Origin of the sequence: Micromonospora sp. NBC_00330, from assembly GCF_036136635.1 — a bacterium.
Classification (GTDB): Bacteria; Actinomycetota; Actinomycetes; order Mycobacteriales; family Micromonosporaceae; genus Micromonospora; species Micromonospora salmantinae.
In genome coordinates this window covers 4,210,554-4,229,070 of record NZ_CP108012.1, presented here as the reverse complement: position 1 = coordinate 4,229,070, position 18,517 = coordinate 4,210,554, and the positions used below count along the sequence as shown (strand labels likewise).

General features: G+C 72.4%; 20 protein-coding genes and 1 riboswitch. Of the genes, 9 read left to right on the top strand and 11 right to left on the bottom strand.

Going from position 1 to position 18,517, the window contains the following annotated elements; translation table 11 throughout:
* Positions 1–12 precede the first annotated feature (12 nt).
* Positions 13–94, bottom strand: a riboswitch (ZMP/ZTP riboswitch).
* A 117-nt stretch (positions 95–211) separates the two neighbouring features.
* A complete protein-coding gene (locus OG598_RS19035) occupies positions 212–781 on the top strand; it encodes an RNA polymerase sigma factor (RefSeq protein WP_328650422.1) in 570 nt (189 codons plus the stop codon).
* 10 nt (positions 782–791) lie between these two features.
* Complete coding sequence (locus OG598_RS19030; RefSeq protein ID WP_328650421.1) at positions 792–1,766, top strand: CU044_5270 family protein; 975 nt, start codon at positions 792–794, stop codon at positions 1,764–1,766.
* Between the two features lie 34 nt (positions 1,767–1,800).
* On the opposite strand, the gene OG598_RS19025 is transcribed toward OG598_RS19030, so the two are convergent.
* Positions 1,801–2,913, bottom strand: coding sequence for an FAD-dependent monooxygenase (locus OG598_RS19025; protein ID WP_328650420.1), 1,113 nt, complete (start codon positions 2,911–2,913; stop codon positions 1,801–1,803).
* A gap of 143 nt (positions 2,914–3,056) precedes the next feature.
* Between OG598_RS19025 and OG598_RS19020 the strand changes: the two genes are divergently transcribed.
* Positions 3,057–3,992: a DUF2332 domain-containing protein gene (locus OG598_RS19020; protein WP_328650419.1), complete on the top strand. Its 936-nt coding sequence runs from the start codon at positions 3,057–3,059 to the stop codon at positions 3,990–3,992.
* 44 nt (positions 3,993–4,036) lie between these two features.
* On the opposite strand, the gene OG598_RS19015 is transcribed toward OG598_RS19020, so the two are convergent.
* The 3 genes from OG598_RS19015 to OG598_RS19005 are packed head-to-tail and all read right to left on the bottom strand — an operon-like array spanning position 4,037 to position 6,436.
* Positions 4,037–4,978, bottom strand: coding sequence for a MerR family transcriptional regulator (locus tag OG598_RS19015; RefSeq protein WP_328650418.1), 942 nt, complete (start codon positions 4,976–4,978; stop codon positions 4,037–4,039).
* A 33-nt stretch (positions 4,979–5,011) separates the two neighbouring features.
* Positions 5,012–5,869 carry an alpha/beta fold hydrolase gene (locus OG598_RS19010; RefSeq protein WP_328650417.1) on the bottom strand — a complete coding sequence of 286 codons (858 nt, stop codon included), beginning with the start codon at positions 5,867–5,869 and terminating at the stop codon, positions 5,012–5,014.
* A 3-nt stretch (positions 5,870–5,872) separates the two neighbouring features.
* On the bottom strand, positions 5,873–6,436 hold the full coding sequence (locus tag OG598_RS19005) for a dihydrofolate reductase family protein (protein WP_328650416.1): 564 nt from the start codon (positions 6,434–6,436) through the stop codon (positions 5,873–5,875).
* A 150-nt stretch (positions 6,437–6,586) separates the two neighbouring features.
* Here OG598_RS19005 and OG598_RS19000 point away from each other — a divergent pair, with 150 nt between their 5' ends.
* Both OG598_RS19000 and OG598_RS18995 read left to right on the top strand, forming a co-directional pair.
* Positions 6,587–6,847 (top strand): DUF5522 domain-containing protein, encoded by a 261-nt coding sequence (locus tag OG598_RS19000; RefSeq protein WP_328650415.1) that lies wholly within the window; start codon positions 6,587–6,589, stop codon positions 6,845–6,847.
* A gap of 93 nt (positions 6,848–6,940) precedes the next feature.
* The gene (locus OG598_RS18995; protein WP_328650414.1) at positions 6,941–7,489 is read left to right on the top strand and encodes a hypothetical protein; all 549 of its coding nucleotides are present in this window, start codon (positions 6,941–6,943) and stop codon (positions 7,487–7,489) included.
* Positions 7,490–7,533: 44 nt separating this feature from the next.
* Here OG598_RS18995 and OG598_RS18990 read toward each other — a convergent pair whose 3' ends face one another.
* Positions 7,534–8,223 (bottom strand): metal-dependent transcriptional regulator, encoded by a 690-nt coding sequence (locus OG598_RS18990; RefSeq protein ID WP_328650413.1) that lies wholly within the window; start codon positions 8,221–8,223, stop codon positions 7,534–7,536.
* Between the two features lie 100 nt (positions 8,224–8,323).
* Between OG598_RS18990 and OG598_RS18985 the strand changes: the two genes are divergently transcribed.
* From OG598_RS18985 to OG598_RS18975, 3 genes are read left to right on the top strand one after another with little or no spacing between them, the layout of a single operon-like run.
* Entirely contained in the window at positions 8,324–9,184 is an 861-nt protein-coding gene (locus OG598_RS18985; RefSeq protein WP_328650412.1) for a sulfurtransferase, read from the top strand.
* A 48-nt stretch (positions 9,185–9,232) separates the two neighbouring features.
* Positions 9,233–10,414 (top strand): acetoin utilization protein AcuC, encoded by a 1,182-nt coding sequence (locus OG598_RS18980; protein WP_328650411.1) that lies wholly within the window; start codon positions 9,233–9,235, stop codon positions 10,412–10,414.
* A gap of 23 nt (positions 10,415–10,437) precedes the next feature.
* Positions 10,438–12,993 (top strand): bifunctional acetate--CoA ligase family protein/GNAT family N-acetyltransferase, encoded by a 2,556-nt coding sequence (locus OG598_RS18975; protein WP_328650410.1) that lies wholly within the window; start codon positions 10,438–10,440, stop codon positions 12,991–12,993.
* A 10-nt stretch (positions 12,994–13,003) separates the two neighbouring features.
* Here OG598_RS18975 and OG598_RS18970 read toward each other — a convergent pair whose 3' ends face one another.
* The 4 genes from OG598_RS18970 to sigB form a co-directional block, all read right to left on the bottom strand.
* A complete protein-coding gene (locus OG598_RS18970; protein ID WP_328650409.1) occupies positions 13,004–13,411 on the bottom strand; it encodes a VOC family protein in 408 nt (135 codons plus the stop codon).
* On the bottom strand, positions 13,408–13,914 hold the full coding sequence (locus tag OG598_RS18965; protein WP_328650408.1) for an SRPBCC family protein: 507 nt from the start codon (positions 13,912–13,914) through the stop codon (positions 13,408–13,410). The genes OG598_RS18970 and OG598_RS18965 overlap by 4 nt, the downstream gene beginning before the upstream one ends.
* Complete coding sequence (locus OG598_RS18960; RefSeq protein ID WP_328650407.1) at positions 13,911–14,288, bottom strand: ArsR/SmtB family transcription factor; 378 nt, start codon at positions 14,286–14,288, stop codon at positions 13,911–13,913. Before OG598_RS18960 ends, OG598_RS18965 begins: the two co-directional genes overlap by 4 nt.
* A 124-nt stretch (positions 14,289–14,412) precedes the next feature.
* A complete protein-coding gene (gene sigB / locus OG598_RS18955; RefSeq protein WP_442931321.1) occupies positions 14,413–15,429 on the bottom strand; it encodes an RNA polymerase sigma factor SigB in 1,017 nt (338 codons plus the stop codon).
* Positions 15,430–15,662: 233 nt separating this feature from the next.
* Here sigB and OG598_RS18950 point away from each other — a divergent pair, with 233 nt between their 5' ends.
* Positions 15,663–16,451, top strand: a complete 789-nt coding sequence (locus OG598_RS18950; RefSeq protein WP_328655374.1) for a sporulation protein — start codon at positions 15,663–15,665, stop codon at positions 16,449–16,451.
* Between the two features lie 95 nt (positions 16,452–16,546).
* On the opposite strand, the gene dtd is transcribed toward OG598_RS18950, so the two are convergent.
* Positions 16,547–16,969 carry a D-aminoacyl-tRNA deacylase gene (gene dtd, locus OG598_RS18945; RefSeq protein WP_328650405.1) on the bottom strand — a complete coding sequence of 141 codons (423 nt, stop codon included), beginning with the start codon at positions 16,967–16,969 and terminating at the stop codon, positions 16,547–16,549.
* Complete coding sequence (locus OG598_RS18940; RefSeq protein ID WP_328650404.1) at positions 16,969–18,453, bottom strand: DUF7782 domain-containing protein; 1,485 nt, start codon at positions 18,451–18,453, stop codon at positions 16,969–16,971. Before OG598_RS18940 ends, dtd begins: the two co-directional genes overlap by 1 nt.
* Between the last annotated feature and the right edge of the window lie 64 nt (positions 18,454–18,517).

Below are 18,517 nucleotides of genomic sequence, written 5' to 3'. Positions count from 1 at the left end.
ACGGTTCCTCGACGCAGGCGCCCAGGCGGTCGACGCCCGCGAGAGGCTCCCCGATGGTTGCACCATCCCCGTGCCGCCAGTCGCCGGTGCTTCGATAATGCCGCATCACCGGGGCGGTTGCCCAACTGGACCAATTGGCGAACCGTGCGCGGTAACACTCGTGCTCCGCCTTACGAAGAAGGGGTGTGAAGGCTACGAGGGAGGACGGCCTGTGAATGAGCCGAGCCGAGCCGATGATGACATTTCCGGCATCGGAGCCGATCCGGTGGCCTTCGAGGTCTTCTACCGGCGGCACCTGGAGGCGGTGGGTCGGTTCGTGGCACGACGGGTGGACGACCCACACCTCGCCGCCGACCTGACCGCCGACGTGTTCCTGGCGGTGATCGAGTCGGCGGCCGGCTACCGGCCGGAGCGGGGTAGCCAGATCGGCTGGCTGTACGGGGTGGCCCGCAACGTCATCGGCGACGAGCGGCGTCGAGCGGCCCAACGGCTGCGGGTGACCGGCCGGCTGGCCGGACGACGGGACCTCGGCCCCGATGACATCGCCCGCATCGAGGAGCGGATCGACGCCGAGTCGGCGGCCCGACGCACCCATCGGGCGCTGAGCGAGCTGCCCGAGGGCACCCGGACGCTCGTCGAACTCGTCGCCGTGGACGGCCTCACCGTCGCCGAGGCGGCGACAGTGCTCGGAATGTCACCGGTTGCCGCTCGGGTCCGCCTTCATCGCGCCCGCCGCGTCGTCCGCGCCGTGCTCGCCCGCCCGGTCACCACCCTTGCCTGAGGAGACGGAGATGACGATGAACGAGATCGAACGGTCGCCGCAGGGTTTCGAGGAGCAGCTCCTCAGGGATCTGACCGCACACGTCACCCAACGGGCCGAGACGGCGTCGGCGGCTCGTCCCGCCGGACGACGTACCCGGTTCCTGCGCGGTTGGCGCCTCGTCGGAGCGTTCGGGCTGGCAGTGACGCTGACCGCCGGTGCGTTGGTGGTCCAGACGATCAGGGTGGGCGACCAGCAGCCGCCGACTGCCAGCGCGTCGGAGATCTTCCATCTGGCGGCCGACGCGGCCCGGCAGCAGCCGGAGCTCACCGCCCGACCCGACCAGTACGTCTTCACGGAAAACCTGGTGACGATCCGGGACCTGCCGGACAGCGGCCGTTACCAGACCACACGGAACCAACTGTGGCAGTCGGCCGGCGGGGTCGCGTACACGCAGGGACGCTACCGACCGGAGAGCGATCCGAACGGGTGGAGCGAGTTGAAGGTGCTCCGGATGGGCGATGCCGCCGATCCCACGAAGGAACTCGACGCGTTCCAACCGCCCGCGTACCACGGCGACCTGCCCTCCGATCCGGACGAGCTGCTGCGATACCTCCGGGAGAACCCGGTCGACCTGTTTCTTCCCGAAGGGGCCGACGAGGACGCCGTCTATGGAGACGAGAGCATGGTGTACACCACCGCGCGATCGATGGTCCGCGGCGAATACGTGCCGCCCCGCGCGCTGGCGGCGCTGTTCGAACTGTTGGCACGGGAGCCCGGAGCGGTCGTCATATCGGGCGACGTGGTGGACGCCGCCGGTCGGCATGGGGTGGCGATCCGGACGCCCGGTGTGATCGGTGGCAACGTGGACCTGCTCTTCGACCGTGACACCCATGTCTTCCTCGGCACCCGCGGGACGGTGGTGCGCAACGGCAAGGAGTCCCTGTACGACAACATCGCGCAACTCCGCATCGCAATCGTCGACCGGCCGGGCCAGCTGCCGTGAGTGGCGATGCGCTCGCCTCGGCTGCCTCCGGCCGTCAGGGCTGGGCGAACAGCGGGCCGTAGTTCGAGCGGAACATCTGCTCGCCGAGGCGGCGCATCACCAGGTCGCGCAGCGCGGGCGGAAGCCCGGTGGCCTTGTCGCGGCGATGGGTCTGGCTGAGCACCCAGTCGGTACGCGGGCGGCGCCGCGCCTCGTACCCGCGCAGGGCCTCGGCAACGGACCTGGCGGTGGCCAACGACGAGGCGAGCACGACGGCGTCCTCCAGGGCCATCGCCGCGCCCTGGGCCATGTTCGGCGAGGTGGCGTGGGCGGCGTCGCCGATCAGCAGCACCGGCCCCCGGGACCAGGAGTCGAGCACGACCTCCTGGTTCGGCCCGGCGTGCAGGGTGCTGTCGTCGTAGTCGAGGGCCTTGAGCATGGTGGTCACCGGCTCGGTGAACGTCGCGGCCAGCTCGTCGCGCCAGCCGGGCCGATCGGCCACCGGGCCGTCGTTGTAGTAGCAGTACGTCTGCTCGGCGCTGATCGGGATGGTCAGGAACTGCCTGCCGCGCCCCAACTGCACCGACCAGACCGGCTCGTCGTCGACGCGGGGAGCGACCCACCGGTACGCGTACTGGCCGAGGTCGCGGGCCGCCTGGCCGTCGAAGGCGAGCCGGCGGACCGTTGAGTTCACCCCGTCCGCGCCGAGCACCAGGTCGTACCGTTCGGTGGCACCGTCGTCGAACTCGACGGCGACCTGGTCGCCCTCCGCGAGGAGCGCGACCGGTTGGCGGCCCCAGCGGATCGGGGCGTCGCCGACGCCGTCGAGCAGCGCCCGGTGCAGGTGCGCCCGGGGCAGCGACACGCACGGCCCGACGCCCCGCCACAGCGCGGCCACGTCGATGTCGAAGAGGCGACGCCCGCGCTGGTTGGCGCTGCGCTGCCGGGTGATCTCGACGGAGACGTCGGCGACCTGCTCCCGCAGACCGAGTACGTCGAGCATCCTTGTCGCGTTGCCGGTGAGGTAGATGCCGGTGCCGGAGTCGGTCGGCCCGGATGCCCGCTCGACCACGTCGACGGTGGCACCCCACTCGCGCAGCGCGGCCACCGTCGCCAGTCCGGCGACACCTCCGCCGACGATCAGTACCCGGACACCGTCACCCCGCACGACACGTTCCTCCCCGTTGCTTCTGTGCGACCCCGCTGAGCTGCTGCTCAACGGTCCAGCCGCCGCAGCACTCTACGAGGCGGGTGAGCCAACGCACGGGAACGGGGGCTGAATTACCGAGGAATGGGCTGCGACGATGAGGCATGACGACAGCTGAGACGTACGCCGAGTTCGGCAGCCGCGAGGCCCGCGGGGTGTCGCCCACGTACGAGCGCCTGTCGCAGGCCGTGGCCCGCGACGACGAGCTGCTCACCCTGCTGGACGGGCTTGCGCCGGCCAAGCGGCAGCCGAATCTGCTGTTCGGCGTCGTCCGCTGGCTCGGTGGCCCGGTCGACGACCCAACCGCGTTCCACGACTACGTGCTGACGCACTGGCCGGCCATCGAGACGCAGATGCTCACCCGGGCGACCCAGACGAACGAGGCGGGCCGGTGCGCCGTCCTGCTGCCGGTGCTCGCCGCGTTGCCGCAGCCCCTCGCCCTGCTGGAGGTCGGTGCGTCGGCCGGGCTCTGCCTCTACCCCGACCGGTACGCGTACCGCTACGGCGATCATCAGGTCGGTTCCGGTGAGCTGGTCCTCGACTGCGCGGCCGACGGGTTGGTGCCGCCGGCAGGCGTACCCCAGGTGGTGTGGCGGGCCGGCCTGGACCTCAACCCGCTCGACGTGACCGACAGCGACGACGTGTCCTGGTTGGACGCGTTGATCTGGCCGGAGCACGCCCACCGGTGGGCCCGGCTGCGCGCCGCGGCGGCGGTCGCCGCGGCCGACCCGCCGCTGTTGGTCCGCGGCGACCTGGTGGACGACCTGCCGGCGCTGGCCGCGCGGGCGCCGTCCGATGCGACGCTGGTGGTCTTCCACACGTCGGTGCTCTATCAGGTGCCGTCCCCGCGCCGGGACGCGTTCGTCCGGTTGGTCCGCGAGCTGCCGGGGCACTGGGTGGCGAACGAGGGGCCGGAGGTGCTCCGGTACGACGGGCTGCCCGACCCGCCGAGCGACGCCCTGCACAACGTCCTCGCGCTCGACGGAAAGCCGTTGGCCTGGGCCAGGGGCCACGGCCAGGCGCTGACCTGGTTCGGCTGACGCCGCCAAGCCGACCCGGCCGCCAAGCCCTAGGCCCGGTCAGCTCAACGAACCGACTCGGGCATCCGGTGGCGCAGGGCACGGATGAACCAGTCCACGGCCGGTGCCGTCGCATCGCCTGTCGACCAGCCGTTGAGCACCGCCAACAGGTCGAGGTAGCGGTCCCGACGGGGGTCGTTGGCCGGCACCAGCCGATCGAGCAACCGCCGACGCAGGTCGGCCTCGTCGGAGTGACGGTGCAGGCTCGCGTACCGGTTGGTGACGGCTGCGACCACCGGGTCGGCGTCCGGGCTGGTCGGGTCGAGACCGGCCGCGAGGGCGGGGGCCACCGCGTCGCGGACCACAGCGACGGCGTCCGGGCGGGGCAGCCCCGGGACGTCGTGGTCGGCGGCGTGCTGCCGCGCCAGCCGCCGCATCCGGGCCCGGAAATCCGGGTCCCGGCACAACTCGGCCAGCTCCAGCCACGCCTCGACCTGCGTGGCGCTGGGGTCGTCGGGAAGCTCCGGTGTCAACGAGACGATCACACCCGGGTACGCGGGTTGGTCGCCGAGGCCGGCGAAGACACCGTCCAGGAAGTCCGCCACCAACTGCCCGCGTTCGCGGGCGGTGAGCTGGGCCAGTCGGCGCAGCTCGTCCACCTCGGTCGGGCCCGACCCGCGCCTCGCCGCGACGGTGAGCACCGCCTGACGCAGCCGTAGCACCCGGATCTGCACGGCCAACGCCTCGGCGTGCGCGGCGGCCACCTCGTGCAGGGGCACCTCCTGGTCCACCACGCGCCGGATGGTGGCCAGGTCCAGGCCAAGTTCACGCAGCGTCCGGACCAGCTCCAACCGGGCCACCGCCGCCGGGCCGTACCGCCGGTAGCCGGCCGGGCTCCGGTCCGTCGGCGGCACGACCCCGCTGTCGGCGTAGTACCGGATGGTCTTGACGCTCAGGCCGGTGCGTCGGGCCAGGTCGCCGATCGTGTGAAACGTCTGCCCGCTCATGCCCCCACCCTCGCGTCTCCCCCCGGTGGAGACTCAAGCACCATCCGGATCGGCGAGGAACGCCGCGACCGTCGCGGTGAACGCCTCGGCGTCGTCGAGCCATGGGTAGTGCCCGGCGCCCGGCTGGACGACCAGCTCGGCGCGGGGGATCAGCTCGGCGAACTGGGCCACCAGGCCCGGCGGTGCGGCCAGGTCGACAGCGCCGCCGAGCAGCAGCACCGGGCCTCGATGTGCGGCGAGCGCCGCGCGGGTGGCCGGCGGGTCGAAGGCGCCCTCGGAGCTGAAGATCCGCGCCAGCTCCTCGTTGTGCTGGCCCGACTCGGCGGCCTGGTGGACCTGCGCGGCAGTGTCCCACCGGCCGTACAAAAATGGTGCGATCTCCTGCTTGGAGCCTGGCCCGGCCCGACCCGAGAGGATGGAATCCATCGCCGCGGCTGCCGCCGGGAACCACGGCTCGCCGGCCCGGGCCTGGGTGACCTCCCGGCGTTGCGCGGCCGTCGTCGCCAGCCCGACCGCTCGAATGCTCGGGGTGACCAGCGCGAGTCGGCCCACCCGATCGGGGTGCCGGGTCAGGTACCGCAGAGCCAGGTTGGCGCCGGCGGAGTGCCCGAGCAGATCCAGCCGGTCGAGGCCCAGGTGGCCGCGCAGCGCCTCCACGTCGTCGACCATGCGGTCGCAGCGGCACGTCGAGACGTCCGTCGGCGTCGCCGAGCGGCCGGTGCCCCGCGGATCGAGGATGATCAGCGTCCGGTGCGCGCCCAGACCGCCGAGGTCACCGAGGTACGCGGAGTCGCGCATCGGCCCGCCCGGCAGGCAGACCAGCGGATCCCCAACCCCGACCGTCCGGTACGCGAGGGTGGTCCCGTCGATGGCGGCGAAGGTGGTGACCATCGGTCAGCGGACCCGCTGGTGACGGAGCAGGACCACCCCGTTGCCGAAGACCCGGCTCTCCACCAGCCGCAGACCCGTCGGAGTCTCGGCCTCCGGGAACAGTCGGCGGCCCCGACCGACAAGCACCGGGTGGACGTAGATCCGGTACTCGTCGATCAGGTCGTGCCGGGCGAACGTCGCGGCCAGGTCGGCCCCACCGAGCGCCAGGTCGCCGCCCGGTTCGGCGGTGAGCTTGCGGACCTGCTCGACGTCGACCTCTCGCACGACAGTGGCGTTCCAGTCGGCGTGGTCGAGGGTGCGCGAGTAGACGATCTTCGGCATGTCCCGCCAGATCCGGGCGAACTCGCGCTCCGGGCCGCTGGCGGTCGGGTCCTGATCGGCGGTCGGCCAGTAGGCGGCCATCAGCTCGTGGCTGACCCGGCCGCTGAGGAACCCGCCCATCGGGGCGATCACGTCGTTGAAGTGCTGGTGCAACTCCTCGTCGACCTGGTGCCAGCCGATGTCGCCACCCGGGCCCTCGAAGAACCCGTCCAACGACAGACTCATCTGCACAACGATCTTCCGCATCGTTTCCCCTCCGTACGCGTCGACGGGCGTCGAACCCGATCGTCGTCGGACCGTACGACGAAACCACCGCTCGCCGCGACGACGCCGGGGGGGCATGTCGCGAACCCAGGCAGCGGGAGGCCGACCACGAACCGTCCCTAGACTGCTGCGGTGACCGGAGAGCGACTACCCCTGGCCGACCGGCCGCTCACCGAGCCGCACCCGTCCCGGCTCCCGCCCGAACACCCCGACCGGGCCCGGATCCTCGCCGCGCACGCGGCCGCGTTGGCCGCCGGTGAGGCCGGTTACCTGGACCCGGCGAGCGGGCTGTTCGTGCTCAGCGCCGGTTTCCTGGCCCGCCGTGGCACGTGCTGCGGGCGCGGCTGCCGGCACTGTCCGTACGTGGATGATCCACCCTCGGAACAGGCGTAGAACGAGGACTTCCGCGCGACACCGACACCCCGTACGGTGTCCGACGGACAACTGGCGGGCACCTTCCGCCGTCGGTCGGCGAGAGGGTGGAACGTGCGCGGGCGGATCGTGGTCGCCGGGCTGGCCGGGCTGCTGGTGAGTGGCTGCGCCGACGAGGCGGAACCGGTGGCGGTGCCGCCGCCGGTGCCGATAGCGGTCGACGTGGCGGCCGCCTCCTCGGGTGGCGCCTGCCGTCTGCTGGACTTCACTGTGATCGAGCAGGTGGTGAAGGTCCGCTTCGACGTGGCGGCGGCCAGCGAACAGGGCGACACCCACACCTGTGTGGTCCGGGCCGCGGGTGCCACCCTGCCGGAGTTGACGCTCAGCGTGACCGAGACCACGATCGACAAGGCCAGCTTCGGCGCGGACGTGGTGCCGGACAAGGCGGCGAAGGTCACCGGGCTGGGTCAGCAGGCGTACAAGCGGACCACCGCTGCGGCGAGCGGGCGCGGGCCGGTCGCCGAGGTGGGCTGGCTGGCCGGCGACGGACGGCTGGCGACGGTGAGCTGGACCACGGCCCGTGGCAGTGAGCGCTCGGCGGTGGAGAAGCTGACCGGTGACCTGACCGCGTTGGCGAAAAAGGTGGACACCCGGGCGTTGTGACGCCCGGGTGCCCGGTTGCTCAGCCCGTTGCTCAGCCCGTTTGCTCAGTTGGCGGCGACGAAGACCCGGGAGGCGACCTCGCGGGGCAGCCGCACCCGGTCACCGGAGCGGTCGATCGACACCCCGTCGCGCTCCTGGGCCACTGTCACAGTGGCGCCCGGGTCGACACCGGCGGCGTGCAGTTGGCGCAGCACGTCGGCGTCCTTCTGCACGCTCTCGCAGATCCGGCGTACCACTACCGACCCGGAGAGGCCGGGGAAGGCCAGGTTGCGCTCGCCCTCGGCGGCATCGGTGGTCTCCGCCGCCGGCGAACCCAGCTCCTGAAGCCCGGGGATCGGGTTGCCGTACGGGGAACGGGTCGGCCGGTTGAGCAGGTCGTAGACCCGCTTCTCCACGGCGTCGCTCATCACGTGCTCCCAGCGGCAGGCCTCCTCGTGGGCCTCCTCGTAGGGCATCCCGATGACGTTGACCAGCAGCAGCTCGGCGAGGCGGTGCTTGCGCATCACGGACACGGCGCTGCCGCGACCCAGTGCGGTGAGCGTCAGGTGCCGGTCTCCCTCGACGGTGAGCAGGCCGTCGCGCTCCATCCGGGCGACGGTCTGGCTCACTGTGGGGCCACTCTGCTGCAGCCTTTCGGCGATCCGGGCACGCAGCGGTGGCACCCCCTCTTCTTCCAACTCGAGGATGGTGCGCAGGTACATTTCGGTCGTGTCGACCAGGTCGTGAGACTTCATAAGGTCAGCGGCCCTCCGGTGCACGATGTTACCTCGGTGAACGACTGGCGACCGCCGCCGAACCGCGTGCCGTCTAGGCGAATGGTGTTGGATGGTCGCCATGTCCGGTACCCAGGAGCCGTTGGTCGAGGTCGATCGGCTCGTCGCCGAGCTCGACCAGGTCGATCCGCCCACCCTGCTCGACGTCCGCTGGCGGCTCGTCGGCCCGCCGGGGCGCGACGACTACCTCGCCGGCCACCTGCCCGGGGCGGTCTTCGTCGACCTGGACACCGCGCTCTGTGGGCCGCCGGGCGTCGGCGGCCGGCACCCGTTGCCCGACCCGACCGCGTTGCAGGCTGCGCTGCGGGCCGCCGGCGTCCGCGCCGGTCACCCCGTGGTGGTGTACGACGGCGGCGACGGCATGGCCGCCTCGCGTGCCTGGTGGACGCTTCGCTGGGCGGGTCACGGGCCGGTGCGCCTGCTGCACGGCGGCTACCCGGCCTGGGTCGCCGCCGGCCGGCCCGTCTCCACCGACGCGCCCGCCCCAACCCCCGGTGACGTCGTGGTGCGCCCCGGTGATCTCCCGGTGCTCGACGCCGGGCAGGCCGCCGCGCTGGCCGCCGGGGACGACGCCGTGCTGCTCGACGTACGGGCGGCGCCCCGCTACCGGGGCGAGGTCGAGCCGATCGACAGGGTCGCCGGGCACGTGCCGGGAGCGGCGAACCTGCCCGCCGGGGAGTACGTCGCGCCGGACGGCCGTTTCCTGGCCGCCGACGTGTTGAGCGAGCGGTTCGCCGCCGCCGGGGTGACCGAGGGGCGTGCCGTCGGGGCGTACTGCGGCTCGGGAGTGACCGCCGCCCAGGCGGTGCTCGCGCTGCACCTGGCCGGCCGCACGGACGCCGCGCTCTACGTCGGATCGTGGAGCAACTGGGTGGCGGACCCGGCCCGACCGGTCGCCTCCGGGTCGACACCCGGCCGCTGACCAGCGCGTGCGGTGGGCCGCCGCCGATCCTCGTGCGACGATGGGCTCATGTCCGACGACACTGTGGTGGTGTGGGACGAGTCGCTGCTCGCCTACGACATGGGTGACCATCCACTCGACCCGGTCCGGGTGGAGCTGACCATCGCGCTCGCCCGCGAGCTGGGCATCCTGAATCGGCCAGGGGTGCGGATGGTCAAGCCGGAGCCCGCCGACGATGCCCTGCTCACCCGGGTGCACGAGCCGGCCTACCTCGCAGCGGTGCGGAACGCGCCGCGCGACCCGCTCTTCGCCGGGTACGGGCTGGGCACCTCCGACAACCCGGTCTTCGAGGGTATGCACGAGTCCAGCGCACTGATCGCCGGCGCGACGGTCGCCGCGGCCGAGGCGGTCTGGCGCGGCGACGCCCGGCGGGCGGTGAACGTGGCCGGTGGGCTGCACCACGCGATGGCCGCCCGAGCCTCCGGCTTCTGCGTCTACAACGACCCCGCGGTGGCGATCGCCCGCCTGCTCGACCTGGGCGCCGAGCGGGTCGCGTACGTGGACGTCGACGTGCACCACGGCGACGGGGTGCAGGACATCTTCTGGAACGACCCGCGGGTGCTGACGGTCAGCCTGCACGAGACCCCGCTGGCGCTCTTTCCGGGCACGGGCTTCCCGGACGAGACGGGTGGGCCGGGTGCGCAGGGCAGCGCTGTCAACATGCCGTTGCCGCCCGGTGTCGACGACAGCGGCTGGCAGCGCGCGTTCCACGCGATCGTGCCGTCGGTGCTGCGCGCGTTCCGGCCGCAGGTGCTGGTCAGTCAGTGCGGCGCCGACGGGCACCGGCTTGATCCGCTGGCCGACCTGAACCTGACGGTGGACGGGCAGCGGGCCACCTACCTGGCGATGCGGGCGCTCGCCGACGAGTTGTGCGAAGGCCGGTGGGTGGCGACCGGCGGCGGCGGGTACGCGCTCGTCGAGGTGGTGCCCCGGGCCTGGAGTCACCTGCTGGCAGTGGCCACCGGTGACCCGATCGACCCGGCCACGCTCACCCCACCCGCGTGGCGGGACCTGGTCGCCTCCCGCCGTCTGGGCCGGGAGATACCGCTGCGGATGACCGACGACGCCGACCCGTCGTACGAGCCGTGGCAGCCGACCGGCGAGCCGAACGCTGTGGACCGGGCTATCGCGGCCACCCGCAAGACGGTCTTTCCGCTGCTCGGGCTCGACCCGCACGATCCACGGGACTGAGCCGGGCCGGGGGAGGCGTTCCGGTGACGACGGTGGACCAGCCGGTCGACGTGCTGCTCAGCGATGGCAGCACCGTCCAGTTGCGACAGATCGACCCGGCCGACGCGCCGGGCATCGTGGCGATGCACGGCCGGTTTTCCGAGCGTACCCGCTACCTGCGCTACTTCTCGCCGTACCCGCGCATCCCGGAGCGGGATCTGATCCGTTTCGTCACGGTGGACCACCACGACCGGGAGGCCTTCGTGGTGCTGGCCGCCGACCAGATCGTCGCGGTCGGCCGGTACGAGCGGCTCGGCCCGCAGGCCCCCGAGGCGGAGGTGGCCTTCGTGGTGGAGGACGCCTACCAGGGGCGGGGCATCGGCTCGGTGCTGATGGAGCACCTGGCCGACGCGGCCCGCCGCAACGACATCATGAGCTTCGTCGCCGAGGTGCTGCCGGCCAACGGGACGATGCTGCGGGTCTTCGCCGACTTCGGCTACCAGGTCCAGCGCGAGTACGCCGACGGCGTGGTCCACCTGAACTTCCCGATCGCGCCCACCGAGGCCAGCCTGGAGGTGCAGCGCGGCCGAGAGCACCGCACCGAGGCCCGCTCGATCGCCCGGCTGCTCGCCCCGCGCGGCATCGTCGTCTACGGTGCCAGCGCCACCGGCCAGGGCGTCGGCGCGGCGGTGCTCGGGCACCTGCGCGACGGCGGGTTCACCGGTGCGGTGGTGCCGGTGCATCCGAGCGCGTCGACGGTGGCGGGCCTTCCCGCGTACCCGTCGGCGGTTGATGCCGGAGCGCCGGTGGACCTGGCGGTGGTGGCGGTCCCGCCGGAGGCGGCGACCGCCGTGGTCGCCGACGCCGCCGCCGCGGGGGTGCACGGCCTGGTGGTCATCTCGGCCGGCTTCGCCGAGGCCGGCGGCGAGGGCGCGGCCACGCAACGGGCGCTGGTCCGCGCGGCGCACGCGGCCGGGATGCGGGTCGTCGGCCCGAACTGCCTCGGCGTGGCCAACACCGACCCGACGATACGCCTCAACGCCACCCTCGCCCCGGCGTTGCCGCCGGCCGGCCGGGTCGGCATCTTCAGTCAGTCCGGTGCGTTCGGGGTGGCGTTGCTCGCCGAGGCGGACCGGCGGGGCCTCGGGCTGTCCAGCTTCGTCTCGGCCGGCAACCGGGCCGACGTCTCCGGCAACGACCTCCTGCAGTACTGGCAGGACGACAGCGGCACCGACGTGATCATGCTCTACCTGGAGACCTTCGGGAACCCGCGCAAGTTCGCCCGGCTGGCCCGGCGGATCGGCCGCGCCAAACCGGTAGTCGCGCTCGCCTCGCCGGCCCGCCCGCCCGGGGTCGGTGACGCCGCCGGGCCGGACGAGGTGGCGGTGGCGGCGCTCTTCGCCCAGTCCGGGGTGATTCGGGTGGACACCGTGCCGGAGCTGCTCGACGTGGGTGTGCTGCTGGCCAACCAGCCGTTGCCGGCCGGCGGCCGGGTCGGTGTGGTCGGCAACTCCTCGGCCCTCACCGGGCTCGCCGCGACCGCCTGCGTCGGGCACGGCCTGAGCGTGGCCGACGGTTATCCCCGCGACGTCGGGCCGAGCGCCGGTGCCGCCGAGTTCGCCACCGCGCTCGCCGAGACGGCCGCCGACGAACGGGTGGACGCCCTGGTGGTGGTGTTCGCCCCGCCGCTACCCGGCCAGCTGACCGCTGTGGACGCCGACGTGACCGCCGCGCTGCCGGCCGCCCTCGCGTTGGGTAAGCCGACAGTGGCGACGTTCCTCGTCGGGCGGCTGCCGCCGGGGGTGCCGGCGTACGGCGGCGTGGAGGAGGCGGTCCGCGCGCTCGCCCGCGCGCACCGGTACGCCGAGTGGCTTCGCCGCCCGCCCGGGGTGGCGCCGGAGCTGCCCGACATCGATCGCGCTGCCGCGCAGGCCGCGCTCCGGGCCGACTCCACCGACCCGGGTGCGCTGCTGGCCGCGTACGGCATCGACGTGGTGGCCTCGGTGTCCGTCGACTCGGTCGACGCTGCTGTCGACGCGGCGGCGCGGCTGGGTTTCCCGGTGGCGCTCAAGGCGGCCGCCCCCGGGCTGCGGCACCGCCTCGACCTCGGCGCGGTCCGGCTGGACCTGCCCGACGAGCCGACCCTCCGCCGGGCGTACGCCGACCTGGCGGCGACCTTCGGCGCGGACGCGCTGGTCCAGCCGATGGTCCCGCCCGGCGTGGCCTGTGTGGTGGAGGTGGTGGAAGACCCCGCGTTCGGGCCGGTGGTCGGCTTCGGCCTGGGTGGGGTCGCCACCGAGCTGCTCGGTGATCGGGCCTGGCGGGCGGTGCCGCTGACCGACCGGGACGCGGCCGAGCTTGTCGACGAGCCTCGGGCGGCGCCGCTGTTGCGCGGGCACCGGGGGGCCGCGCCGGTCGACCGGGCGGCCCTGGCCGATCTGCTGCTTCGGGTGGGTCAGCTCGCCGACGAACAGCCCCGGGTGCGCTCGCTGACCCTCAACCCGGTGCTCGCCCGCCCGGACGGCATCTCGATCCTGCACGCGCAGGTAGGGGTGGGTGGCGTGGTCGCCCGCCCGGACACCGGCCCCCGCCGCCTGTGAGCGTGCCCGCTCAGGCGCGGCTGGAGATCTGCTGGACGCCCCAGGTGTTGCCGTCCGGGTCGGCGAAGAAGACGAAGCCGACGTTGTCCAGCGGATCCGGCACCGGCCGGGGGTTCTGGCCCACCACCTGGATCTCGCTGACCTCCACACCCCGCCCGACCAGTTCCTCGTGGGCCCGCTTCAGGTCGGGCACCACCAGTTGCAGGCCCTTGAGTGAGCCGGGCGGCATCTCCGGGACGACGCCTTTACCGATCACGATCGAGCAGCCCGAGCCGGGCGGCGTCAGCTGGACGATGCGTGCGTCGTCATTGATCACCGTGTCGTGGTCCACAGTGAAGCCGAGTTGGTCGGCGTAGAACTTCTTCGCCCGGTCCAGGTCGGAGACCGGCACGATCACCACTTCCAGCGTCCAGTTCATTGTTGCTCTCCTCGTATCGTCGTTGTCGAACGCAGCAGGTCGGCGAGCCGCGTGTAGCTCTGCCCGACCCCCCGGGTCATCGGGTAGCGCAGCACGGTGTCCCGCCCCTTCGCGGTGGCGTAGCGCAGCGTGGTGGTGACCGTCGTCCGACCGGCCAGTTCGGTGAACTCGTGGCTGACCAGCGTCTCGCCCGGGTAGGACTGGTCGTCGAACAGCTCGGTGCAGACCAGCCGGTGCGGTGGCTCGATCTGCCGGTAGACCCCAGCCTGGACCATCTGCGCGCCCTCCGGGCCCTGCGACACGAACCGCCACCGCCCGCCGACCCGCAGGTCGACGTCGCACTCCACCAGCTTCCAGCCGCGCGCGCCGTACCACCGGACCAGCAGCTCGGGTCGGGTGAAGGCGACGAACACCAGGCGCGCCGGTGCCTCGAACAGCCGGCTCAGCACGATCTCCCGATCACCCCGGGTGTGGACGACGAGCGGGTCGTCGACGCTGCTCACCCGCGCGACCCGTCAGGTCGGGAGCGTCGACGGGCGGAGTCGGTCTCGTCGACGGCCTGGAGTTCGTCGATTAGCGCGTCGAGGCGCTGGTAGCTCTCCGCCCAGTAGTCGCGGTAGTCGGCGAGCCAGGCTGTCGCCTCCCGCAGCGGTCGGGCCTCCAGGCGGCAGGGTCGGCGCTGGGCGTCCCGCCCTCGGCTGACGAGGCCGGCGCGTTCCAGCACCTTGAGGTGCTTGGAGATGGCCGGCTGGCTCATCGCGAAGGGTGCTGCCAGCTCTGTCACTGTCGCCTCCCCGGCCGCGAGCCGGGCGAGGATGGCCCGCCGGGTCGGGTCGGCCAGCGCCGCGAAGGTCGCGTCCAGCAATTCGGTGCCCACCACGTATAACCTCCTGGTTCTATAACCACATGGTTTCTACCGTGGATGGTGCCACCGGTCAAGCACCCCGACAGCACGGAAGGCCCCGGCGAACCGCCGGGGCCTTCCGTGGGAACCGGGTGCGTCAGCAGGCGTACGCCTCCAGGCGCTGGGCCCGCTCCGGGGCGCGCAGCTTCAGCAGCGTCACCTTCTCGATCTGCCGGATCCGCTCCCGGGACAGGCCGAACTCCCGGCCGACCTCGTCCAGGGTGCGCTGGCGGCCGTCGTCCAGGCCGAACCGGAGGCGGATGACCGCCTGCTCCCGCTGGGACAGGGTGGAGAGCACGATGCTGACCTCGTTGCGCAGCTCGCCCTGGGCGGCGGCGTCGGCCGGCTCGGTGCGCGGGTCCACCGAGGCCACGAAGTCGCCGAGCGCGCTCTCACCGTCGTCGCCGACGGCCTGGTCCAGGCTGACCGGTTCCCGGTCGTAGGAGATCAGCTCGATGACCTGGATCTCAGGGATCTCCAGTGCGCGGGCCACCTCGGCGACCGTCGGTTCGCGGCCCAACGTCACCGCCAGTTCGCGGCGGGCCCGGACCATCCGGTTGACCTGCTCGACCATGTGCACGGGGATGCGGATGGTGCGGGCCTGGTCGGCCATGGCGCGGGTGATGGCCTGTCGGATCCACCAGGTGGCGTACGTGGAGAACTTGTAGCCCTTGGCGTAGTCGAACTTCTCCACGGCCCGGATCAGACCGAGGTTGCCCTCCTGGATCAGGTCGAGAAACGCCATGCCACGGCCGGTGTAGCGCTTGGCGATGCTGACCACCAGCCGCAGGTTCGCCTCCAACAGGTGGTCCTTGGCCGCCCGACCCTCGGCGACGATCAGCTCCAGGTCGGCTCGCAGCTCCGCGGAGACCGGGGTGCAGGTGGCCAGCTTCTCGTCGGCGAACAGGCCGGCCTCGATGCGCCGGGCCAGGTCGACCTCCTGCGCGGCGGTCAGCAGCTTCGTCCGGCCGATTCCGTTGAGGTAGGCCCGGACCAGGTCGGTGGAGATGCCGCGCTCGTCGGTGGCGTCCAGGTCGACGAGGGCCTCGGAGGCCCCGTCGGTGTCGGTCGTGGTGGCCGGGCGCGTCCGGTGTTCCGTCATCTGCAGAACCATCTCTGTCTCTCCCCGTTTCCACGTCGGTGCCGTGTTCCCGGCCCAGTGGTGCCGGTGTGAACAACAGCTTGGCGGGCGGGGCGTAAAACGGGAGTGAGGCGATCGGGCACCCGACAGGAATTGCGTCGGATCGCTGGTGCGGTGTGTCGTCGGAGTGTGTGGTTGCCCGCCCCGGCTACGTTGCGGACGGCCGGCCACCTCAGGTCGGCCGGAAACGACAGTTGGAGGACGGTGTGGTCTTCAAGCGGCTCATGAAGGCGATGGGCGTCGGTGGTCCGTCGGTGGAGACGGTGCTGGCCAACGCGAACTGCCGCCCGGGCGGCCCGCTGGAGGGCCGGATCCAGGTGCTGGGCGGCGACCACCAGGTCGACATCGACCACGTCGCCCTCGGCCTGGTCACCAGGGTCGAGGTGGAGAGCGGCGACAACGACCACGACACCACCCAGGAGTTCCACCGCCAGCAGATCACCGGCCCGTTCCGGCTGGAGCCGGGGCAGCGCTACGACCTTCCGTTCCGCTTCGACGTGCCGTGGGAGACACCGGTCACCGAGCTGTACGGGCAGCACCTGCACGGGATGACGATGGGCCTGCGTACCGAGCTGGAGGTCGCCCGCGCTGTCGACAAGGGTGACCTGGACGCCGTGTCGGTGCACCCGCTGCCGGCGCAGGAGCGACTGCTGGACGCGCTGCTGCGGCTGGGCTTCCGGTTCGCACGCGCCGATGTGGAGCGTGGTCACATCTACGGCGTACGCCAGACGCTGCCGTTCTACCAGGAGATCGAGTTCAGCCCGGCGCCGCAGTACGCCCGCTCGATCAACCAGTTGGAGGTCACCTTCATCGCCGACGCGCAGCAGATGCAGGTGGTGCTGGAGGTCGACAAGCGCGGCGGCGTCTTCACCGAGGGTCGGGACGCCTTCGGTCGGTTCACTGTCGACCACGCCACCGCCGGCCGCACCGACTGGAGCGCCGAACTCGACAACTGGCTCCGCCAGTCCCTGACCCGCCGAGGCCTCTTCTCCTAACCCCATCCCCACCCACCAGCCCACCCCGGTGATCAAGAGATTTGCGTCAGGATCCGGGCTCGAGATGACGCAAACCTCTTGATCACCGCTGCTGGTTAGAGGTCCAGGAGGAGGGTTTGGGGGCCTATGTTGATGCTTTCCACAAGCATGTGGGTGCGGAAGCGGCCGGTCTCCACCTTCGCTCCTCGTTCGCGTAGGGCGTCGACCACCGCTGTCACCAGTGGCTCGGCGACCTCGGCGGGGGCGGCGGCGGTCCAGCTCGGTCGGCGGCCCTTGCGGACGTCGCCGTAGAGGGTGAACTGGCTGACCACCAGGATCGGCGCGCCGGTGTCGGCGGCGGACCGCTCACCGTCCAGGATGCGTACCTCGTGCACCTTGCGGGCCATCGTCCGAGCGGTCTCCGCGGTGTCGGTGTGGGTCACGCCGAGCAGCACCAGCAGGCCGTTCTCGATGGCGCCGACCACCTCGCCGTCCACCGTCACGCTGGCCCGCCCGACGGTCTGCACCACCGCCCGCATCAGGCGTTCACCGGCTCGATGAAGCCGCGCTCCACCAGGTGCGCCACGATGGGGCCGGCGGCCTCGGCCATCTCGTCGGGCTCGACGTCGTGCGCGGCGGCGAGCAGGGCGAGCTGGTCACGCAGCGGCAGCCGGCCGTCGGCGCCACCGACCAGCGCCAGCACCAGCGGGTCGATCTCCTCGGTCCAGCGCAGGCCGTGCGGCATCGCGAGGACCTGCCGGTCCACCCCCCAGCCCTCGTCGCCCATTGTGGCCTCCTGTCGCAGCTGGAGGCCCTCGGCTGCCCGGTAGCGCTCGGCGAGCAACGCCTCGGTGTCGCGTACCCGGAGAAAGTCCTGGCGGTCGAACCAGGCGGCGACCTGGTCGCCCAGCGGTGGCTGCACCCGCTGGCGCAGATCCTCCACCCGGACCACCGGGTCGGCGTGCCCGCCCCGACGTAGTGACACGATGCCGAAGCCGATGCCCTCCACCTTGTGCGCGTCGAACCAGTCCAGCCAGGCGGCCATCCGCTGCGGGTCGGCGGTCTCGCCGACGTCGGTGAGCCACAGGTCGACGTACGCCATCGGGTCGGCCACCTCGCGCTGGATCACCCAGGCGTCCAGGCCGGTCCCGGCGAACCAGCCGGCCACCCGCTCGTCCCACTCCTCGCCTGCGACGTGCACCCAGTTCGCCAGGTACTGCATGGTGCCGCCCTCGGTGAGCAGGCCCGGGGCGGCGGCGGCCAGTTCGGCGCCGATCGCGTCACCGACCCGGCCGGAGTCGCGGTACACGTGCGTGGTCGTGCCCGGGCCGACCACGAACGGTGGGTTGCTCACCACCAGGTCGAAACGCCGACCGGCCACCGGGGCGACCAGGTCGCCGCGGAGCAGTTCCCAGTCCTGACCGTTGAGGGCCGCGGTGGTCGCGGCGAAGCGCAACGCCCGCTCGGAGAGGTCGGTGGCGGTCACCGACCTGGCGTGGGTGCCCAGGTGCAGGGCCTGGATGCCGGAGCCGGTGCCCAGGTCCAGTGCGGTGTCGACCGGCCGGCGCATTGTCGCGCCGATCAGGGTGTGGGTCGCCCCGCCGACGCCGAGGACGTGCTCGGCGTGCAACGGACGACCCGGGCGGGCGCTGCCCGGCACGTCGGCGAGCACCCACCAGTCCTCGCCGTACGGCTCCAGGTCGATGCCGGCACGCAGGCCGTCGCCGTACCGCTCGACCAGCCCGCCACCGAGGGCCTCGGCCAGGCTCAGCGGCGCCAGCGCGGCGGCCACCGCCGCCTCCGACTCGGTCTGGGCGCAGATGAACAGCCGGATCAGGGTGCCGAGCGGGTCGCCGTCCTCGGTGGCGCGCAACGCGGCCCGGTAGTCGTTGCGGGCGACCGCCGCGGTCGCCTGGGCGCCCAACCGCTCGGCGATGCCGTGGCTGGTGAATCCGGTCCGGGTCAGTGCGCTGCGCAGCGCGTCGACGCCGGCGGGGGAGAGCAGCATGTCGTGTTCGTCCACCCCGACATCCTGCCTCCCGTCGCGTCTCGGATCAGCGTCACCCGCCGGTAGGTGTCGGAGCGTC

Excerpts from the sequence above, each read along its gene's own strand:
- OG598_RS19030 (WP_328650421.1), top strand. The coding sequence starts at position 792 with ATGACGATGAACGAGATCGAACGGTCGCCGCAGGGTTTCGAGGAGCAG.
- OG598_RS18985 (WP_328650412.1), top strand. The coding sequence starts at position 8,324 with ATGTCCGGTACCCAGGAGCCGTTGGTCGAGGTCGATCGGCTCGTCGCC.
- sigB (WP_442931321.1), bottom strand. The coding sequence starts at position 15,429 with ATGGTTCTGCAGATGACGGAACACCGGACGCGCCCGGCCACCACGACC.
- OG598_RS19005 (WP_328650416.1), bottom strand. The coding sequence starts at position 6,436 with ATGCGGAAGATCGTTGTGCAGATGAGTCTGTCGTTGGACGGGTTCTTC.
- OG598_RS19010 (WP_328650417.1), bottom strand. The coding sequence starts at position 5,869 with ATGGTCACCACCTTCGCCGCCATCGACGGGACCACCCTCGCGTACCGG.
- dtd (WP_328650405.1), bottom strand. The coding sequence starts at position 16,969 with ATGCGGGCGGTGGTGCAGACCGTCGGGCGGGCCAGCGTGACGGTGGAC.
- OG598_RS18970 (WP_328650409.1), bottom strand. The coding sequence starts at position 13,411 with ATGAACTGGACGCTGGAAGTGGTGATCGTGCCGGTCTCCGACCTGGAC.
- OG598_RS18990 (WP_328650413.1), bottom strand. The coding sequence starts at position 8,223 with ATGAAGTCTCACGACCTGGTCGACACGACCGAAATGTACCTGCGCACC.
- OG598_RS19015 (WP_328650418.1), bottom strand. The coding sequence starts at position 4,978 with ATGAGCGGGCAGACGTTTCACACGATCGGCGACCTGGCCCGACGCACC.
- OG598_RS18980 (WP_328650411.1), top strand. The coding sequence starts at position 9,233 with ATGTCCGACGACACTGTGGTGGTGTGGGACGAGTCGCTGCTCGCCTAC.
- OG598_RS19020 (WP_328650419.1), top strand. The coding sequence starts at position 3,057 with ATGACGACAGCTGAGACGTACGCCGAGTTCGGCAGCCGCGAGGCCCGC.